The organism is Pseudomonas sp. Root401 (genome assembly GCF_001425105.1).
Lineage (GTDB): Bacteria > Pseudomonadota > Gammaproteobacteria > Pseudomonadales > Pseudomonadaceae > Aquipseudomonas > Aquipseudomonas brassicacearum.
In genome coordinates this window covers 52,763-69,396 of record NZ_LMDO01000023.1, presented here as the reverse complement: position 1 = coordinate 69,396, position 16,634 = coordinate 52,763, and the positions used below count along the sequence as shown (strand labels likewise).

Here is a 16,634-nt window from a genome sequence, read left to right as displayed (position 1 = left end):
GGTACAAGGACTGGGGACGAGGTAGATGAGTCCGTCAAACCTCGTTCCTCAATGCCTTGCCGAGCGTTCGTGCAACCCATCGGCAGCCGATCCGCCTTCTGCAGCGTCAACGCCGTCATTGGCCTGCTGCGGATCGGCGCCCGGGGCGCTTTCCGCTTGTTCCGGCAGTGAGACACTCGCCCGGTACAGCTTGCCAAGGATGTCGATGGGCAAGCCGCTGACATCGACCATCCACTGCGCTACCTGATCGGCGACGGTCGCGCCCTGCATGGCCTTGTGCAGGTCCGGCATTGCCACCAGCATGCCGGGATGGCAGCAACGCAGGAAATGCTCCAGGCCCGTGCCCTGTCCCACGAAGGGCGCGAACAGCATGCACACCAGTTGCGTTTCGCTGAGCCCCAGGATCTTTTGCGCTTCAAGGGCGGCGTAGGCACGACGCTCGGGAATCGACGACGGCGAGCCGAACAGCGCCCGAGCCTGTTCGCAGACGTGTTCCGGCAATTGCTTGCGGTGCATGATCATGATCGCCCGCTGCGCGTAGTCGCCGTAGCCGGTTTCATAGCTGCGTCCGTGCAGGTAGCAGGCCTGCAGGCCGTGCAAATGGGCCGACAGCAGCGGACTGAGGTATTCGTTTTCGGGCGCCGATGGCACAAGCCCCTCAGTCTGCACCCGCAGGAACTCGTTGAAGAGCGGCCAGTTGGTTCCCTCCGAACGATCGACGATCAGGTCGTCGATGCCGACGTGACCCACTCGCCGGCAGGCCTCGAAGTGACCCTCGGGCTTCCAGGCATCGAGGCGCTCCGGCCCATAGAAATGCCGGTAGACACCACCGCCCAGGGCGTCGAGGTGGGCAAAGAGGTTGTCGAAACCGCAGGCGTGCTCGGTCAGCAGGCCGATCTTGCGAGTCGCGCGGCGAAGGCCCGATATGAATTGTTTTTGCTGGCGTGGTGTATCGCTGCTGACCAACGAATCCACGCCCGACTCCCAGCGGGCCATGTGCCGATAGAATTCGGCCATCGCCAGGTAGCCGTCGTCCCCAATCTCCAAGGGGCTGTCGACCGCGCGAAGGTGCCCCAGGACCAGCAGGTCCATGCGATTGGCTTCGTGCCCCGCCACCGACAGGGGCTGCCGGTGATTGAACGGCAATACCTCGCGGTTATCGGCCATCAGCAATTCGACCCGGGGATCATCGTAGACAAACAACGCGCTGTAGCAGCGGTGGATGTTTTCCAGCGTCGCCTGGGTAGTTTCGCTCAGGCGTGGCGTGGCGACGCGCAAGGTGAAGGTCACCGGATGTCGCCCCGCGATGCTCAGCTGCGCGGCCCGCAAGGCGGTCAGCACATAAAAACTTTCCCTGCTCCCATTCTGGACCGTCAACACACGGTAATCGCCAATCCGCTCGATGCCTCCGGCGGCGACAATTAAACGCTGGATCAAAAGCTGCAACGCGGTACGTTCTGCCCGGGAATAAAAACCTGACAGTCGTTGCAGTATCTGTTGATACACGTGAGTCATTGCCTGCTCATGAATTGCACTCATAGCCATTTACCTGGAAATTCAACTATCGGCGTCGCACCCGCACCAACGTGACTGCGCGACGTGTTGGTCTAGATGATTGTTCTAGCACTCAAAGAGTATTAGCAATGCGCTCGAGCATTGCTTGTCGTAATTATTTGATACATATACCGAGAGTAGGCTCACGCCCCTTCACACTCCCGCCTAAAGCCCCGAAAACACGGGACCTAACCGACCGAACGGCACGTCCTAGGAGAATTCCGACAACGTCCCACAGACAATGAGTACAAGAAACAAAGAACTTGCCGAACTTTAATTGGCAGTCTACCCCGCCCTGCCTTCTCCAGGGTCGATAGATATATCTGCACCTATTAATGCTCGTTACCCCTTGAATGCATCTTGAAGGATGAAGACCTTCGAAAAAGTTATACCGCACCACGACTTCTTCCTTGATATGGAAATCAGCGTTCAATTATCAAGACTTAAACAATGATTAGAAGATACAGATTGAGGGCAAAAACCAGTTCAGATGTTGATCGGCAGACCGTTTCAGTCTTGAGCGAACCGGGACAGGCCATTCAAGGCGCGAGATGGTGAGGTATGAACGCAGCACCGCCAGGCAGGAGATGCCGTAAGAAAGGACGGGGGGTCAGGGCGAAGGCAGCGCAAGAGCCCGGGGCGATGACTCTTGCGCAAGACAGGGTTCAGGCCGGATCGACGACCTGAAGGGCAACACGTTCACGGCAAGGGCATTCGCCCATGTAACGGTGAGCCTCGACGAACTCGGAGAATGGGAAGACCCGAGTCTTGAGTGGCAACAGCACACGGTCGGCGGTCAGTTGATTGATATCGCGCAGTGCTCGTTGCAAGGCCACCTGGTCCTGGAGAATGCCCAGTTCCGGCTTGCCAGTGAAATTGCCGATGCAGTGCACAAAGAACTGAATGTTCTTCTGGAACGCCGCGCAGGCTGGAAACGGCGTCTGGTTGCCACCCTGCAAGCCATACAGCACCAGGCTGCCACGCGGTGCCAGCACGTCACCCAGCAGCGACATCTGCGGCCCGCCGAGGCCGTCGAAGACCACATCGACGCCACGGTTGTCGGTGAGCTTGTTGATTTGCATCAGCAAGTCCTGCTCTTCGGTGACGATGACCTTCTCGGCGCCCAGCGACAACAGGTACTCACGCTCGTCAGCCGTCTTGGTGGCCGCGATCACCCGCACACCCAGGGCCTTGCCCAGTTGTACGAAGGAAGGACCGGCGCAATGACTGGCATCGGTGACGAGGGCGAATTGCCCCGGCTTGACCCGCGCCAGGTCCATGTAGGCGAAATACGCGATCAGCAGCGGCGTGTAATGCACGGCGGCTTCGATCGGGCTGAGCACGTCGGGATAACGGGTCAGCGCGGTGCGTGGCAGCACGATGACCTCACCGTACACCGGATAATCGTTCGGGCTCTCGGCCGGGAAACTGGCGACCTTGTCGCCCACGGCCAAGTCATCGACGCCGTCGCCGACGGCCGTTACCACGCCGGCCATTTCATGGCCCAGGCCCGAAGGCAGGCGCGCCTGGGACGACGCCAGGTTCTGGCGCCACAAGGTGTCGTACCAACTGATGCCGATCGCTTCGACACGGACCTGCACTTCTCCTGGCGCAGGAAGAGCCGCCGCATGCTCTTCGCATTTGAGCACCTCGGCACCACCAAACTTGTGAAAACGGATCGTGCGGGACATCGCAAACCTCGTCAAAGTAACCTCTAATGCCATGAACTCTATCCGGGCTTTGTACCCAAGACCATCAGTGGCTATTAATAGTCGACATGCCTGTCATTGATTCCGCAGTAAGAAAAACCAACCAATCCTGTAGGACTTAACCTAAGAAAACTCAATTAGCCGGTGCAGAGTACCAGCCTTTCCCCGTAAGATTCATGCCGGCCATTGTTCCCATATGGCCGCTCACGTCAAGCTTGCCGAATCTGCCAGGACCCCAGATGAATCGAAATGACCTGCGGCGTGTCGATCTGAACCTGTTGATCGTGTTCGAAACATTGATGCATGAACGCAGTGTGACTCGCGCGGCCGAGAAACTGTTCCTAGGCCAACCGGCCATCAGCGCCGCGCTGTCGCGCCTGCGCAGCCTGTTCGATGACCCGCTGTTCGTACGTACCGGCCGCAGCATGGAGCCTTCGGCCCGGGCGGTCGAGATCTTCGCCCTGCTATCGCCGGCCCTGGATTCGATTTCCACGGCGGTCAGCCGCGCGGCGGAATTCGACCCGGCCACCAGCACCTCGGTGTTTCGCATCGGCCTGTCGGACGACGCCGAATTCGCCCTGCTGCCGATGCTGCTCAAGCGCCTGCGCGCCGAAGCGCCCGGCATCGTGCTGGTGGTGCGCCGGGTCAACTACATTCTGATGCCCGGTTTGCTGGCGTCCGGTGAAATTTCCATCGGCGTCAGCTACACCGACGACCTGCCGGCCAACGCCAAGCGCAAGGTCTTGCGACGCAGCTTGCCCAAAGTATTGCGGGCCGACACCGCGCCGGGACGACTGTCCCTGGACGAATTCTGCGCTCGTCCCCATGCCCTGGTGTCTTTCGCGGGTGACTTGAGCGGCTTCATCGATGAAGAGCTGGCGAAACTCGACCGCAAGCGCCACGTAGTGCTGGCCGTGCCGCAATTCAACGGCCTGAGCACCCTGCTGTCGGACACCGACATCATCGCCACCGTGCCCGACTACACCGCCGACGCGCTGACCGCCGCCGGCGGCGTACGCGCCGAAGACCCACCCATACCGGTGCGCAGCTTCGAGCTGCACATGGCCTGGCGCGGCTCCCAGGATAACGACCCTGGGGAGCGCTGGTTGCGGTCGCGGATTCAGATGTTTTTTGGGGATCCTGAGAGTCTCTAGCCTTATCTAGACGGTCGAATTGGTTGTTTGCTGGATCGCTTCGTAGCGATAAACGGCGGAGCGATCATGAGTTACACCACTTCCGGGGAAACGATCCGTTGCGTGCTAACCGGCCCCATGAGCACTGCGCTAGCTTCTCAACGGTCATGGGGCCCCCTGCAGCCACGTTCGACTAGTCATCTTGGCAGACAGGTGATAGTTGCCCCGATCTGTATGAAAAGACCTGGTCGCAGCTCTTCGCACGAGCATGGCGGGAAGCGCAGGAAATCACTAACGTATGAGCTAATTTACGTAGGAGTAAAAAGACGCTCCTGCTCATATAGTCGCCCCGGCGAGTACGGATGTCCGCCTGCCTCAATCGCTTTTAGTTCCAGTAGCCACGCCGGCATCCACAGTACCCAGCGCTGTCACTCACTTTGTCAGGTCACAGGGCAGAACCGCCCATACCAAGGTGACCACACGAAACATCATCCCAGATCACCTCGCACTTGCATCCATCATCGAAAAGCCGCTGCTTCATGCTCTCCGTCAGATCAGCCCAACCCATGATCGCGTTGATCAGTGACCGGCTGGCGCAATTGGTAGCGGAGGAGAACCTGTATGCGGCGCGGGTTGAGGGGGGACAAGAACATAGCACTGCTACGAACAACGAACCGGCGTTGATATGGCCATAAAATGGCAATTTGCAATCATTCAGATCTTTAGCTAGCTTCACTTTACCCCGAGCAAGCAATGCTCGAAATCCGACAAGGAGGTTGAAGTGGATATTGTCATTCTAGTTCCTGGCATCATGGGCACTACGCTGCTGACGACCGATTCGCACGGCAAGCCAGAAGAGGTCTGGCCACCAACACCCTACGAAGTGGTGACAGGTTACAAACGCCTGCACCTGCTAACCAGACCCGATCTCACATTTGGTGACCCCATCAACAAGGTTGCCTGCTACAACTTCTACAGCCTGCTGCGCGAGCACCTAGACGAATTGGGGTTCAAACAATCCGCACAAGGTAAACGCCGAATTGAGTTCGGTTATGACTGGCGACAAGACAATTTTCATACCGCGCAAAAGCTTGCCGAGCTCCTCGAAACGCTGCATAGCCAGGAACCAGGCGCCCGAGTTACGCTGGTCGGTCACTCGATGGGCGGCCTGGTCTCACGACTGCTACTTGAACAAACCCAATACCAACAACAGCCGTGGTTCGCCAGCATAACTCAGCTGATAACCTTGGGTACTCCACATTTGGGTGCGCCGTTGGCACTGGCGCGCATCTTCGGACTGGACAGCACAGCCGGAGTCAGCGCCGAAGACGTCAAGCGCCTCGCCAACGACCCGCGATATCCTTCAGCCTACCAATTGCTGCCCGCACCTGGCGAGGCCGCGGTGTGGGCTCTTAACAGCGCAGACCTCAGGGCCGTCGACATTTACGAACAACAGGCGGCCAAGGACTTGGGGCTGGACTTGAACCTCGTGGCGAATGCGCAGCGGATGCATCAAATGCTCGCCATTGGCAATCGCCCAGAAGGGGTGCGCTACTTCTACTTTGCAGGAAGTGGCCACCAGACCGTCACCCGCATAAATGTCACCCACACTGCAGGACAGCCAGTAAAACATTCCCAGTCAGTGATCACCAAGACCAACGATGCCGGTGACGGTACAGTTCCCCTGTACAGCTCATTACCGACCATTGGTCAGCGTCAGATAGTAATCAACGAGCATGCCACAGTATTTAAAGGTGAACCGTTCCGCCGTGCCTTCTTCCGCCTGCTTGGCGGGAATATCGGTCCCGTCATTGAGGGTGTTGGCGCCGAGCCAAGGCTCGCAGGCTCCCTTGACCGCACGGTCTACAAGCAAGGTGAGCCGATCGAAGTGACCTTGGAAGTCCTTAACCTCAAAGCCGCTGACGGGAAAGGGCGCACTGATCGGATCGAGGGTGAACTATCACTCGTCGACGCACGTGGAGGTGCCAAACAGCCTTCGCAAGTGCACAGAGTCAACTACTCGGGCCCCCTGCTCGATCGCCTCAGCCTTATCATCGAGTCCGACGGCCTCGTGCCTGGCCTGTATGAAGTCAGTTTCAAAGGCCAGCCTGTTCTAAGCGAACCGTTGCACTTCGCGATTACCACGGCATGAACATGACCGTAGCAAAACAGCTGCGCAGTCGTCTGCGCTGTCATGGGAATATGCACGGTGGTGAAAGTCTTGTGGCGGATGCTCTGAGTGAGCACGCGCGCGAACAGGCGCTCGCCCGCCTGGCCGCGCAGGTTGATGAAGGTGATCCTGAGGCCAGAAAACTGCTCGAGAATGCTCGCTTGGGCCTCGACTATCTAAACACTGAAAGCGGAACTCTCACGATGGCGATGCGTGTTGGTATTGAGGCCATCATCCTGGCCGACGGCTCGCGGCCGGCGTTACTGGTTAGCAACGACAGCATTGACTTCGATGACCCACTGATCGGCAGTTGGCTCAGCCGCCTGTCAAAGAGCAAGCCTTTGTTAAGGGATGCGCTCAGTAAGATCGCCCGTATTGCCATGCCACTGGCAAATGGCACCGTACAGACACTTGGTACGGGTTTTCTCATTGGGACTGGTTTGCTCGCTACCAATCGCCACGTCTTGCAGGAGATGGCGGTCCTTAACGACTCAGGTACATGGCGATTCAAGGACGATCTGATCATCGACTTTGGCGGTGAGTACCACCGCACCCATGTTCCGGCGGCACTGGCCCGCCCGGTGACCGTCGTACGATGCGGTACTGAGCTGATTCAACAACTGGGGGAGCCACGGCACCTGGATTTCGCCTTGATCGAGATTCAGGCGTGCGCGAACCATCGATTACCCACTGCGCTGCAAGTCTTTGAGGATTCTGATGCACAGGTCTTTAAGCCAGGCGCGCCAGTGGTGACCATTGGCTTTCCGGCTAAACCATCGTTTGGCATGGAAGACCCCAAGGCTCTCTTCAAATTGTTCAAAGGCGTTTTTGACGTCAAACGCCTCTCGCCCGGGCTAGTGGGTGACTCGCTTGGCCAGGTGCCCGGCGACAGCCAGCCACCGCGCTGCTTCAGTCACGACGCATCGACTCTCGGCGGCAACTCCGGCGGCTGCGTGATCGGTCTGGACGATACCTGGCAGGTCATAGGCCTGCATTTCGGTGGCAGGTCTGGCGAGTACAACCTGGCCCACGACATACGCGCGGTACTGGAGACCTACTCATGAATGAGGCGGATCTGCGCCTAGCCAATTTGGTGGTAGATGGTGAGAAGGCGTTTGCCGAGCTTTTTCTTGCTGTGCAGCAAGGTGGTGAAGCCAAGGCACACTATGACTCTTTGTTTCAAGCCAATGATATGCGCCATGAGCGACTGGCCAGAGGTTTCGCACACGCCCGCAAGAGCGGCTGGCTGAGCGAGCTCTGCACCGGTTGTGTCAGTGCAAGGCTCGTAACCCGTGGGTTTATCGATGAAGCAGTGAAGCAGACTGCATCGCCTTGGATGGTCCAAGCCCAGGCGTTGATCGAAGCAACCTCCCCTTTCTTGAACAGTGCCCTGCATGCCAAGGGGCTGCTGCATGTCTCCGACTATGTGTGCCGAATCGAGATCGATGGCATGCACGCAGGTACGGGATGGCTAGTCCCCCCCGATCTGGTGGTGACAGCAGGCCATGTACTCACCTCGGCCCGAATGAATGGTCCCTTGGTCGACTTGAGCAGGCCCGATGAAGCAGATCCGTGCAGAGTCACGGTCTGCTTCGATGACAAACTTGACCTTTCCGGTGGCCGTCGGATACGCCGTAAACCCCGCCAATTTATGCTGGCCGAAGAGTGGAACGTTGCGCTCAGCTCACCGGCGATACAACCCAATGGCATCGTGGAACATGGGCTCGCAGGTCAGGATTACGCCATTCTTCGACTGGCTGAAGCGCCGTTGCCTATGGCCCGGCCTATCGAGATGAGTGCCAACCTGCCGTATCGCGAAGACTATGTACTAGTAGTACAGCATCCCGAAGGGCAAGCGATGTGTCACCAGCAAGGAAAGGTCACTGCACTGCATGTGGCCCCCATGCTCTTCCAGCATTCGGTCAACTCCGAGCCTGGTAGTTCAGGCGCACCCTGCTTCGACGTCAATTTCAAGGTAGTCGGGGTGCACACTGGCGAAGTGCTCGGCGCGGAGCCCGCCAGCAACGTTGCCACCGCCATTGATCAGGTCGCTGCCACCATTGCACAGTTACCTGTGACCTTACCATCGAACTGGCCTTACAGCTTCGATGACTCGGATGGGTTCCCACACCCGATCGTCGACCGCGAGCAGACTCTCGCGTGGCTTCGCGAGGCGTGTACTGGCGACTCTCGGCGGGGACTGGTTGTACGCCCGTGCATGCGTATGCCCGCAGGTATGACATTTACCGCAGACCTCATCAAGGCACTGCTTCCGCCTGACCAGCACCGGGTGGTCCGCCTGTCCGCGTTGGACATCCATGCCCTTGATGCAGAGGAATTCGCATTGCGGTTGTTGGAAGCTGCGGGAGTGAACGAGCCCCCTCCCTTCACCCCTTTGCGCGGTGAAACCACCGCTGTAGCCTACCTACGTAACACCTTGGTTCCCGAGCTGTTGACCCGGCTTGACCGAGCTCGCATGGATCGCCACGTATGGTTGTTACTTGATGACTTGAAACGCCCGGACGCCAGCCATGTGCCGCTGGGTGACGGCAATACCCTTCGCGAATGCCTAGAGTTGCTCTATGAAGCACTCGCAGGCTACAGCTGGCTACGCGTTGTACTGCTCGGCTATGACGGCACCACGCCCAGAGCTTCGGCTGCGTATTGGAGCGAGCAGGAACTGCCCGAACTAACCCCCGAAAGATTCTCACAGTACATGGGAAAAGCGTTCGCGGGCATACCCAACATCAACTATCGCAAGGTGTTGAGCAAGCGCTATCAAGTGCTGAACGACAGCCTGCCTGCCAGTTTCGATCTGCATCGCACAGCCACGACCTGCGGCCTTTTCCTCGAAAATATGAGGTCCCAATGACTGTCTCCGACGAAGACGCACTCGGCAAGCGCCTCGCCGCGCTCGACGAGCGCTTGGCCGCCCAGCGGGCACCTGGCCATACGACCTTCAGCGCCAAGTCACGGGAGCTAGTTGCCAATATTGCCCTGGCCAATGTTTTTGATCTCAGTCAAGTGGCGCGCCTAGTTGCACCTGTCGAACGCGAGGCGCTGGTGGCTCACCTGACCGATATCTCGGAACTGGTCAGCGACACGGGGAACCTGTACCGACGCTTATTCATCGGCCCCCGGCGCCAGACTCTAGGTGCGCTAATGGCCGACAAAGGGCTGACGAGCAAGGTGCTGGAGCATTACAAGCCCGCCAAGAATGACCTCGAAGGCCAATTCGCAGCCCAACTACTGTGTGGTTGGCAGCCACAATTGTCGAAGCTATCCACTGTCGAACTGCGATCACTTGCAGTGGTAGCAGGATGGTTTCAGGCATTGCCCAGTGCAGATGTGCAGATCGAGATGCCCGACGCACGGCTGGTCCAAGGCGAAATCGCTAATCGCACCCGCGAGCAGGAACTGCAGACCTTGTTAGGCGACGGCCTGATCGGTCGAGAGGACGAACTGCGTGATCTGCAGTTTTTTGCATCCGATCCTCAGAGTGCACGCTGCATCAAAATCATTAGTGGTGAAGGAGGGATTGGAAAGTCTAGCCTGCTCGCCGCGCTGACCCAGGCGCTTTCAGCCCTCCACCCCCCCATGCCAGTCGTCCATTTCGATTTCGACCGACCGTCCCTCGACCCCGAAGGGCCTGGCTTATCCTTGGAGTTAACGCGGCAGCTCACCCGCTATCTGCCCGATGCACAAGGTTCGCTCAGCGAATTCAGAAGCCATCTCAAGCGCGCTTTCCGCGAACGAACTGGAGGCCGATATGACATGGGCTCGACTCGGGAACATGCTTTGTCTTCGAGCATGGAAAGCAGCTCATCAGCCAGATCGATCATCAATCAGTTCCAACTGAACGAACGCCCGATACTGCTGATACTCGATACTTTCGAAATGCTTGCAGGCCGCAGCAACCAGGCCGTGCGGGCGCTAGCCGAATGGCTGGACATCGCCTGGAACGACTACGGCATGCAGGGCATGCGTGTGCTGGTTGCCGGACGTGCCGCAGAAAATATGGCGCAACCTCTGTTTGGCTGGGCCGCAGCGCGATTCGACCTGAAACCTCTGGCGTCGCATCATGCCTGTGCGCTACTGATACGCGAAGGTCTTGACCGTGCCACGGCATTGAGGGTGGCCAAGGTACTGGACGGTAATCCCTTGGTGTTGCGATTGGTGGGCCGGTATCTCACGGCCCATCCCGAGCACATCGAGGGCTTCGTGAAAGAAGCTGTTGGGCTCGACAAAGCGCTTGGCCAAGGCGTTCTTTATTCTCGCATTCTCAATCGTATTGGCATCGGCGAAAGCGATCCGCTGCGCAAATTGGCCTATCCGGGTTTGATCTTGCGAGTAGTTACGCCGGGGCTGTTGCAAGACGTACTAGCGCCAAATGTATTGGGTGCGGAGCTAGGTCATGATGAGGTGGAGACGCTGTTCAAACGCCTCAGGCAACAAGCTTGGTTGGTGGATGAGCAATCGGAACGGCTGGTGCGTCATCGTAAAGATCTGCGCAAGGTTACGCTGGAATTACTGCGCAAGGATCCGCTGCTGGGACCACTAGCGCAAATGTTGCACCGCGAAGTCATCGAATACCTTCTTGAGGGGTGCGACCCAGATCTGTCTATCGAACAGGCTAGCCAGGAAATCGTCTACCACCGTTTGATGACGTTGCAGAGCCCGAACCAACTGGACCAGCAGGAGCAACCTCTGGTCAAGCAGGCCATGGCTGGCGACTTTGCCGAACTGACACCCTACGCTGCGGCGCTGGCGCGCGCTTATTGCCAGATGCCACCATTGCCGGAAGATCTCGCTGTGCTGCCAGGCGAACTAGGCCGGGTGGCAACCGCGGAATTCGCTTGGACGCTAATCGATGCCGACTGCCCTGAGCAAGCCCTGGCATTGTCGACACCGGGTTTCGCGCCGGTATGGTGGCTAACGGCGCAGCATGACCTGGTCAAATGGGATGCCCCCGCAGCGACAAAGAAGCTTGCAAAATTCGACAAGGCCTTCCGAGGCATTCCGTCCAGCAGCCGCGAACACCATCAACATGCCTTCGCAGTCAGTTCTTTCCTCCAACTGTGGCGCCAGGAATTCCTCAGCATTCCCAAGCCATCGGAAATACTACGCACACTTGAGCAACGACGTGGCTTGCGCACCGCAGGTTGGCTCAGGGCGATGGTCGCCTGGGGCATTGGCGCCTTGCAGCAAGGCAAGAACGTCGATCAGGAATGGGCAGTGATGTACTCATTCTTGATGCACACGCCGGATGACTCTCCGCTCGCTGCCTATGAAAAGGCTCGCCTCTGGCTACTCTTGTGGGCTGCGGGCCACGCCGGCAGTGAAGACGCGTTCGTGGTACACGGCGATGCGTTGTCGTTGGACAGTCATTCGCTATCCAAGCTGGACAGACTGTGCGATGTAGTGCCGGGTAGCTATGAACTGCGCACTTGTCTGCGAAAGATCCGGTCGCAGGATATCGAACTGGAGGAGGTTCCCCTCTACACTCGCCAGCTGGCCGACGCAATCACCCAATGCCAGGCCAACCGGTTAGGTTTTTTCATTATCGCGGGGTTTAGTCCCAACGATCTGCTATCCGGCCTGATGGGTGAATTACGCACGCCAACCCGACATCTGATCCGTGCAGCCTTGGCCGATCCCGCTCAGCGTCAGACCGTCTACCAGCACTTCAACAAGATATTTGCCAAGGTGCAGGACAAGCCTGCGAAACTCAAATCCGATGTGTGGTTGACCAAACTCTGGAAAGACAGCGGCAATCGGGTGCTGTTCCCTTTCGTCGAGTGGCTCGGACGTATGCACTTGGCCAGCGAGGTTTGCTCCATGTTCGAACACATCTGCACAGGGGCGTCTTCGAGACAGTTCCATCAACTAGCGCAAGCCTGGCGACAGGTCGAAATGCTCGAGGGCTCGTCCTTCCCGCCGAAGCCTGAGAGGTTTCTGGGACCAAGCTTCTGATAAATCAAAGTGTGACCTGAGAGGCATTTGTAATGCCTCCCCGGTCTAGCCTGAACATTCCTCAGTAGCTTTGGGCCGAACGCTGACCTCCGCCAGACCGATCGGGTCGATAGCAGACGATGCAGATCATCGGTCCCCCGAACACCTTCGGCACCTAAGGTTGCGCCGCTTTCGGGAGTCGATCCCATCATAGCAACCAGGCATTTCCCGTTCGGTCCGTGACTAACGTACACTGAGAGCCAGCGACAACCACCCCGGTCCGCGTCAGAAATCGCCCATCGCGATCGCCCGCGCACCCGCCGTGACTGGGGGCAAAACTGGGGGCATAGGTCAAAAAATTTGCTCTGTAACTATCGTCCTAGAGCCCAGTCAAAATGTTTTTCAGCGCGACCCTGAGAGTCTTTAGGCGTCGTCTAGCGGGCTGTTTATCTGATCATTTCTGCCTTTCCACAAACCATGGAGCTCCATTCACCTCCAGTGGATTGCTCCATTAGGGAGCAAAGCCCTGCGCATGGTGCCCGCCATCGAAGCCAGCACGATCCTGGACCCAGCGGAGCCTTTTGGCGGCAAAAATCCTCGGGGATAGGCCGGCAGTTCGGCAGCGCATTCGTTGATGATTACTTCGAGCTGAAGTCGTTGATGATTGGCTACTGTGCCCAACCTCGACATTTAAGGAATTGACAGATGTTCATTGGACGACTCGCCGAACTGACCGGCTGCACCCCAAAAGCCATTCGACTGTACGAGCAAATGGGCCTGATCAGCGAGCCAGCGCGTGAGGGGCGGTATCGCCTCTACAATGCTCATCACTTGGAAATCGTCCACCTGATCCGCAAAGCGCAGACTGCCGGGTTCAAGCTGGCCGAGATGAACCCGCTGATTGCCGCAAAAAACAAACTGAAGTCATTTCCACTGGCGTTGGCCAACCAGGCAGTCGACGATAAGCGCCAGCAGGTCCAGGACAGGATCGCAGAACTGCAGGCGCTTGATCTTCACTTGATTGAACTTAAAAGCGAGATGAACTCAATGTTTGCGCCTCGCCCTGTCGCAGCTCTTCATAAGGTTGATGCGCCTGCCTGTACAGATAAGCAAACGCTTGCCTCAAGGCAACTTCAGGCGGCCGAGGGTTGAATCCCAATTCGTTTTTCGCCTTGGTGATGTCGTATTCCTGCGCCACGTTGTGAAACAGGCGCACCTGGCTCAAGAGTAACTGGGCGGGTTTGCCAACTCGTTGCGCCCAGCGTTCCTGGAACCACGCCACGCCCAGCAGTAACCAACGTGGTGCTGAAGCAGGCTGGCGATACCCGGGCGCTTGGGTGTTGGCGGCCTCGATCAAATCGCTAAGCGGCGACGAACGCTCATTGGCCAGGATATAGCGCTGCCCTGGCCGCCCCTTTTCGGCGGCGAGTATCATCCCCTCGGCCACATCGCGAACATCCACGAAGTTGAAACGAAACCCCGGGTCAAAGGGCATCTGCCGCTGGCGAACCGACTGAAGAAATCCCATGGTATCGGTGAGGTGACCAGCGTTGGGGCCAACCATGGCCGAAGGTAATACCGACACCATGTTCAACCTCAACGTCTCAGCGCACTGCCAGGCCGCCTGCTCGGAGAGAATCTTCGATTTGTAGTAGGCGTTTTCGCTTTCCGTATTCCAGTGCGCCTCATCCAGCGCCGTACCATCATGACCGACGGCGGCCACCGAACTGACGTAGACCACACGCTGCACCCCCGCCCGTGAAGCGGCTTGCAGCACACGCCGCGTGCCTTGAATATTCGGCTCGACAATCTCGGCCTCCGGGTTGCGAGCCCAGTGTTTGAACACGGCGGCCACTTGAAACAGCACCTGCACACCCTCCAGCGCCTTGTCCAAGGCCGCACTGTCTAGCAGGTCGGCATACACCAATTCGCAGTCCAGCCCGACAAAGGGTGTGTGGTTACAGATGTCCCGAACGCCGGCTCGGACCCGATAGCCCTGATCGAGCAGCGCTCGCAGCAAGGTGTTGCCCAGATGGCCGTTGGCACCTGTCACCAGACATAAACCTTTCACAGGAGCTCCTTGTTGGCAGCGCGCCAGAGTGGGCGCTGGAAAAAAGCATACGAGGTGTCCCATGGGACAGAGTCAAGTACCCAGATGACACGGCGTGGAAAGAAGTCCACTGAAAGCCAGCCAAAGCCACATTGGTGTTATCAGAAATCGCCATTCGCGATCGCTAGCACAGCGGGTGCACGTGGGGGCAAAAAATGGGGGCATAACTCTTTTTTTCCACCTGAAACAACCGTCCTAGAGCTCAGGCAAAATACTTTTTTGGCGATCCTGAGAGTCTTTAGGCGTCTTAGGGCAGGCTGTTTATCTGATCATTTCTGCCTTTTAATAGACCAAACACCAACAGCACGGAACCTACGTGCTCGAAGCACACCGCAGCATCGATGATGAAAGACGCCCTCTACTCCCGACCTTCAACGACGACCGCTGCCCGCGTGACCGTGGTGCAATCGAGCTACATTCTGATCGATGCGGCCTTGGATCATGCACAAGGTGTCTTGGGTAATAGCCTGTGGGTACAGGTCCTCGGCGATGGCTGCAAACCGGCTCGCCACATCACAAATGCCGTCAATCATTCTGCCAGCAACGTCCGGGGGCACTTCGGCTTCCTCGGCAAGCCGAAGCATTTGCGTGCGGGAAATCGACAGGGCTTCCCCCATTACATCCATCTGGTGATACCCACCTGGCCCCTCGCAGAATGTCACATCGTAAGCCGGTGACAGTCTCCACTGACCGTCTTGCGACATGATGTAGGCGAAGTTCTTGGGATGGTCGTCTCTGTTGTTGAACGCAACATTGAAGACGGCACGTTCGAAGGCCACCGCCATCTCTCGCACATCGTTGGTACACATCTGTGTTGCCCGCAAGAAGTTGACGTAGTCCAACACCCCAGGAGACCGGTAATTTGCCCCCGTAAAGGCCGCGAGGCTTTGCATGGGTACGCGCAGACCAGCATGGCGGTCAAAGCGCTTGCTGGCAAACGCTGCCAACCCATCAGGCAGACTGAAGTACTGCGTGTCAGCGGTCTCGATACCGCACATGCGCAAGCATTCGGCATAGACCATTTCGATAGCGCACACCTCGGCATGTTCTTCTTTGGCCGGGAATTTTATCAACCATGCTTCAAAGCCCGGCGTGACGGCAGTGGTGAACCCGCCAGATTCGGGATCGCGATAGACGAGGGCCTTAGGCCTTGCACCTTGAGGCGAGCCACCCACCAGCAGCAACGTCTGCAGGAACTCGCCACCGTCGCCGTGGAGCACTTCCCGCACTTCGGCGGCAAGCTGTTCCAGCGGGATGTGGACTTCAGATTCCTGCCCTTCGGGTGCCACGGGCTCAAACGTCATGGCCCCCATCGCATTGCTACCGATGTAGGCCAGCCGTTCCAGTGGACCGATGCGCGCCGTGGTGAGCCCGCGCCGCCTGAACATACGGTCCATCAGCATCATGCCCCACCCATCAGGCAACGAGTCGTAAACAGGCCCTGGCAAGTACAGTTGGTGGTCTGGAAAATCCCGGCGCAACTGAGTCCCCTCCAACGGCAGCGTGTAGGAGGACAGCTCCAAGCCCCTTTGCCTGGCTTCATTGCTGTACTCGAACACGATCAGCGGGCGACCGGTCAGGGCGGTCGTGGAAACCAGCGTGCCCCATTGCCATCGCTCACCCCAGCCTTCGTAGAAGACGTTCACCTGCTCAAGCATTGCCGGGTTTCCTCTTTGTACGGAGACGATTGGCGCTGTTTTCATAGCGCCGAATGTCCTCGATGCTTTCCAGCTTTGGCAGGAACAGGCCTTCGAGTTCCTTGGTTCGGCCAAGGACCATCGCCACCCGGACCACGTTCTCGAACCCGACATTGCGCCCGGCTTCAAGGTTGGACACGGTGTTGGTGCCGATGCCGGCACGCCCGGCCAAGTCGGCTTGTGTCATGTCCAGCGCCAAGCGCTCTGTGCGCAGGCGCTCGCAGAGGCGCTTGACGATCTCACTCGGCTTGCTGAAGCTTAAATCCAACATAGTGTGCACCAAACCAATTGCATGCCAGTTAATCCACA

Annotated in this window: 10 protein-coding genes and 2 pseudogenes; 7 read left to right on the top strand and 5 right to left on the bottom strand. The window is 58.0% G+C overall.

What is annotated here, in order from left to right:
• Positions 1–48 precede the first annotated feature (48 nt).
• Complete coding sequence (locus ASC85_RS17440; protein ID WP_057450648.1) at positions 49–1,539, bottom strand: hypothetical protein; 1,491 nt, start codon at positions 1,537–1,539, stop codon at positions 49–51.
• Between the two features lie 680 nt (positions 1,540–2,219).
• Positions 2,220–3,245, bottom strand: a complete 1,026-nt coding sequence (locus ASC85_RS17435) for a zinc-dependent alcohol dehydrogenase family protein (protein ID WP_003202189.1) — start codon at positions 3,243–3,245, stop codon at positions 2,220–2,222.
• Positions 3,246–3,502: 257 nt separating this feature from the next.
• Here ASC85_RS17435 and ASC85_RS17430 point away from each other — a divergent pair, with 257 nt between their 5' ends.
• The 7 genes and pseudogenes from ASC85_RS17430 to ASC85_RS31335 form a co-directional block, all read left to right on the top strand.
• Complete coding sequence (locus tag ASC85_RS17430) at positions 3,503–4,417, top strand: LysR family transcriptional regulator (protein WP_057450647.1); 915 nt, start codon at positions 3,503–3,505, stop codon at positions 4,415–4,417.
• Between the two features lie 760 nt (positions 4,418–5,177).
• A complete protein-coding gene (locus tag ASC85_RS17425) occupies positions 5,178–6,548 on the top strand; it encodes a lipase/acyltransferase domain-containing protein (RefSeq protein ID WP_057450646.1) in 1,371 nt (456 codons plus the stop codon).
• Positions 6,545–7,630, top strand: coding sequence for a trypsin-like serine peptidase (locus ASC85_RS17420; protein ID WP_236712374.1), 1,086 nt, complete (start codon positions 6,545–6,547; stop codon positions 7,628–7,630). Before ASC85_RS17425 ends, ASC85_RS17420 begins: the two co-directional genes overlap by 4 nt.
• The gene (locus tag ASC85_RS17415) at positions 7,627–9,438 is read left to right on the top strand and encodes a trypsin-like serine peptidase (RefSeq protein WP_057450644.1); all 1,812 of its coding nucleotides are present in this window, start codon (positions 7,627–7,629) and stop codon (positions 9,436–9,438) included. Before ASC85_RS17420 ends, ASC85_RS17415 begins: the two co-directional genes overlap by 4 nt.
• Positions 9,435–12,539, top strand: coding sequence for an ATP-binding protein (locus tag ASC85_RS17410; RefSeq protein WP_057450643.1), 3,105 nt, complete (start codon positions 9,435–9,437; stop codon positions 12,537–12,539). Before ASC85_RS17415 ends, ASC85_RS17410 begins: the two co-directional genes overlap by 4 nt.
• A 478-nt stretch (positions 12,540–13,017) precedes the next feature.
• Positions 13,018–13,220 (top strand): annotated as a pseudogene (locus ASC85_RS31340) (hypothetical protein); the annotation flags it as partial.
• A 3-nt stretch (positions 13,221–13,223) separates the two neighbouring features.
• Positions 13,224–13,532, top strand: a pseudogene (locus tag ASC85_RS31335) (MerR family transcriptional regulator); the annotation flags it as partial.
• A gap of 13 nt (positions 13,533–13,545) precedes the next feature.
• On the opposite strand, the gene ASC85_RS17405 reads toward ASC85_RS31335, so the two are convergent.
• The 3 genes from ASC85_RS17405 to ASC85_RS17395 form a co-directional block, all read right to left on the bottom strand.
• Positions 13,546–14,589 (bottom strand): NAD-dependent epimerase/dehydratase family protein, encoded by a 1,044-nt coding sequence (locus ASC85_RS17405; RefSeq protein ID WP_082534403.1) that lies wholly within the window; start codon positions 14,587–14,589, stop codon positions 13,546–13,548.
• Positions 14,590–14,999: 410 nt separating this feature from the next.
• On the bottom strand, positions 15,000–16,286 hold the full coding sequence (locus tag ASC85_RS17400) for a type II toxin-antitoxin system HipA family toxin (RefSeq protein ID WP_057450642.1): 1,287 nt from the start codon (positions 16,284–16,286) through the stop codon (positions 15,000–15,002).
• Positions 16,279–16,596, bottom strand: coding sequence for a helix-turn-helix domain-containing protein (locus ASC85_RS17395; RefSeq protein WP_057450641.1), 318 nt, complete (start codon positions 16,594–16,596; stop codon positions 16,279–16,281). The genes ASC85_RS17400 and ASC85_RS17395 overlap by 8 nt, the downstream gene beginning before the upstream one ends.
• Positions 16,597–16,634 lie beyond the last annotated feature (38 nt).

Excerpts from the sequence above, each read along its gene's own strand:
- ASC85_RS17440 (WP_057450648.1), bottom strand. The coding sequence starts at position 1,539 with ATGAGTGCAATTCATGAGCAGGCAATGACTCACGTGTATCAACAGATA.
- ASC85_RS17435 (WP_003202189.1), bottom strand. The coding sequence starts at position 3,245 with ATGTCCCGCACGATCCGTTTTCACAAGTTTGGTGGTGCCGAGGTGCTC.
- ASC85_RS17430 (WP_057450647.1), top strand. The coding sequence starts at position 3,503 with ATGAATCGAAATGACCTGCGGCGTGTCGATCTGAACCTGTTGATCGTG.
- ASC85_RS17420 (WP_236712374.1), top strand. The coding sequence starts at position 6,545 with ATGAACATGACCGTAGCAAAACAGCTGCGCAGTCGTCTGCGCTGTCAT.
- ASC85_RS17415 (WP_057450644.1), top strand. The coding sequence starts at position 7,627 with ATGAATGAGGCGGATCTGCGCCTAGCCAATTTGGTGGTAGATGGTGAG.
- ASC85_RS17410 (WP_057450643.1), top strand. The coding sequence starts at position 9,435 with ATGACTGTCTCCGACGAAGACGCACTCGGCAAGCGCCTCGCCGCGCTC.
- ASC85_RS17400 (WP_057450642.1), bottom strand. The coding sequence starts at position 16,286 with ATGCTTGAGCAGGTGAACGTCTTCTACGAAGGCTGGGGTGAGCGATGG.
- ASC85_RS17395 (WP_057450641.1), bottom strand. The coding sequence starts at position 16,596 with ATGTTGGATTTAAGCTTCAGCAAGCCGAGTGAGATCGTCAAGCGCCTC.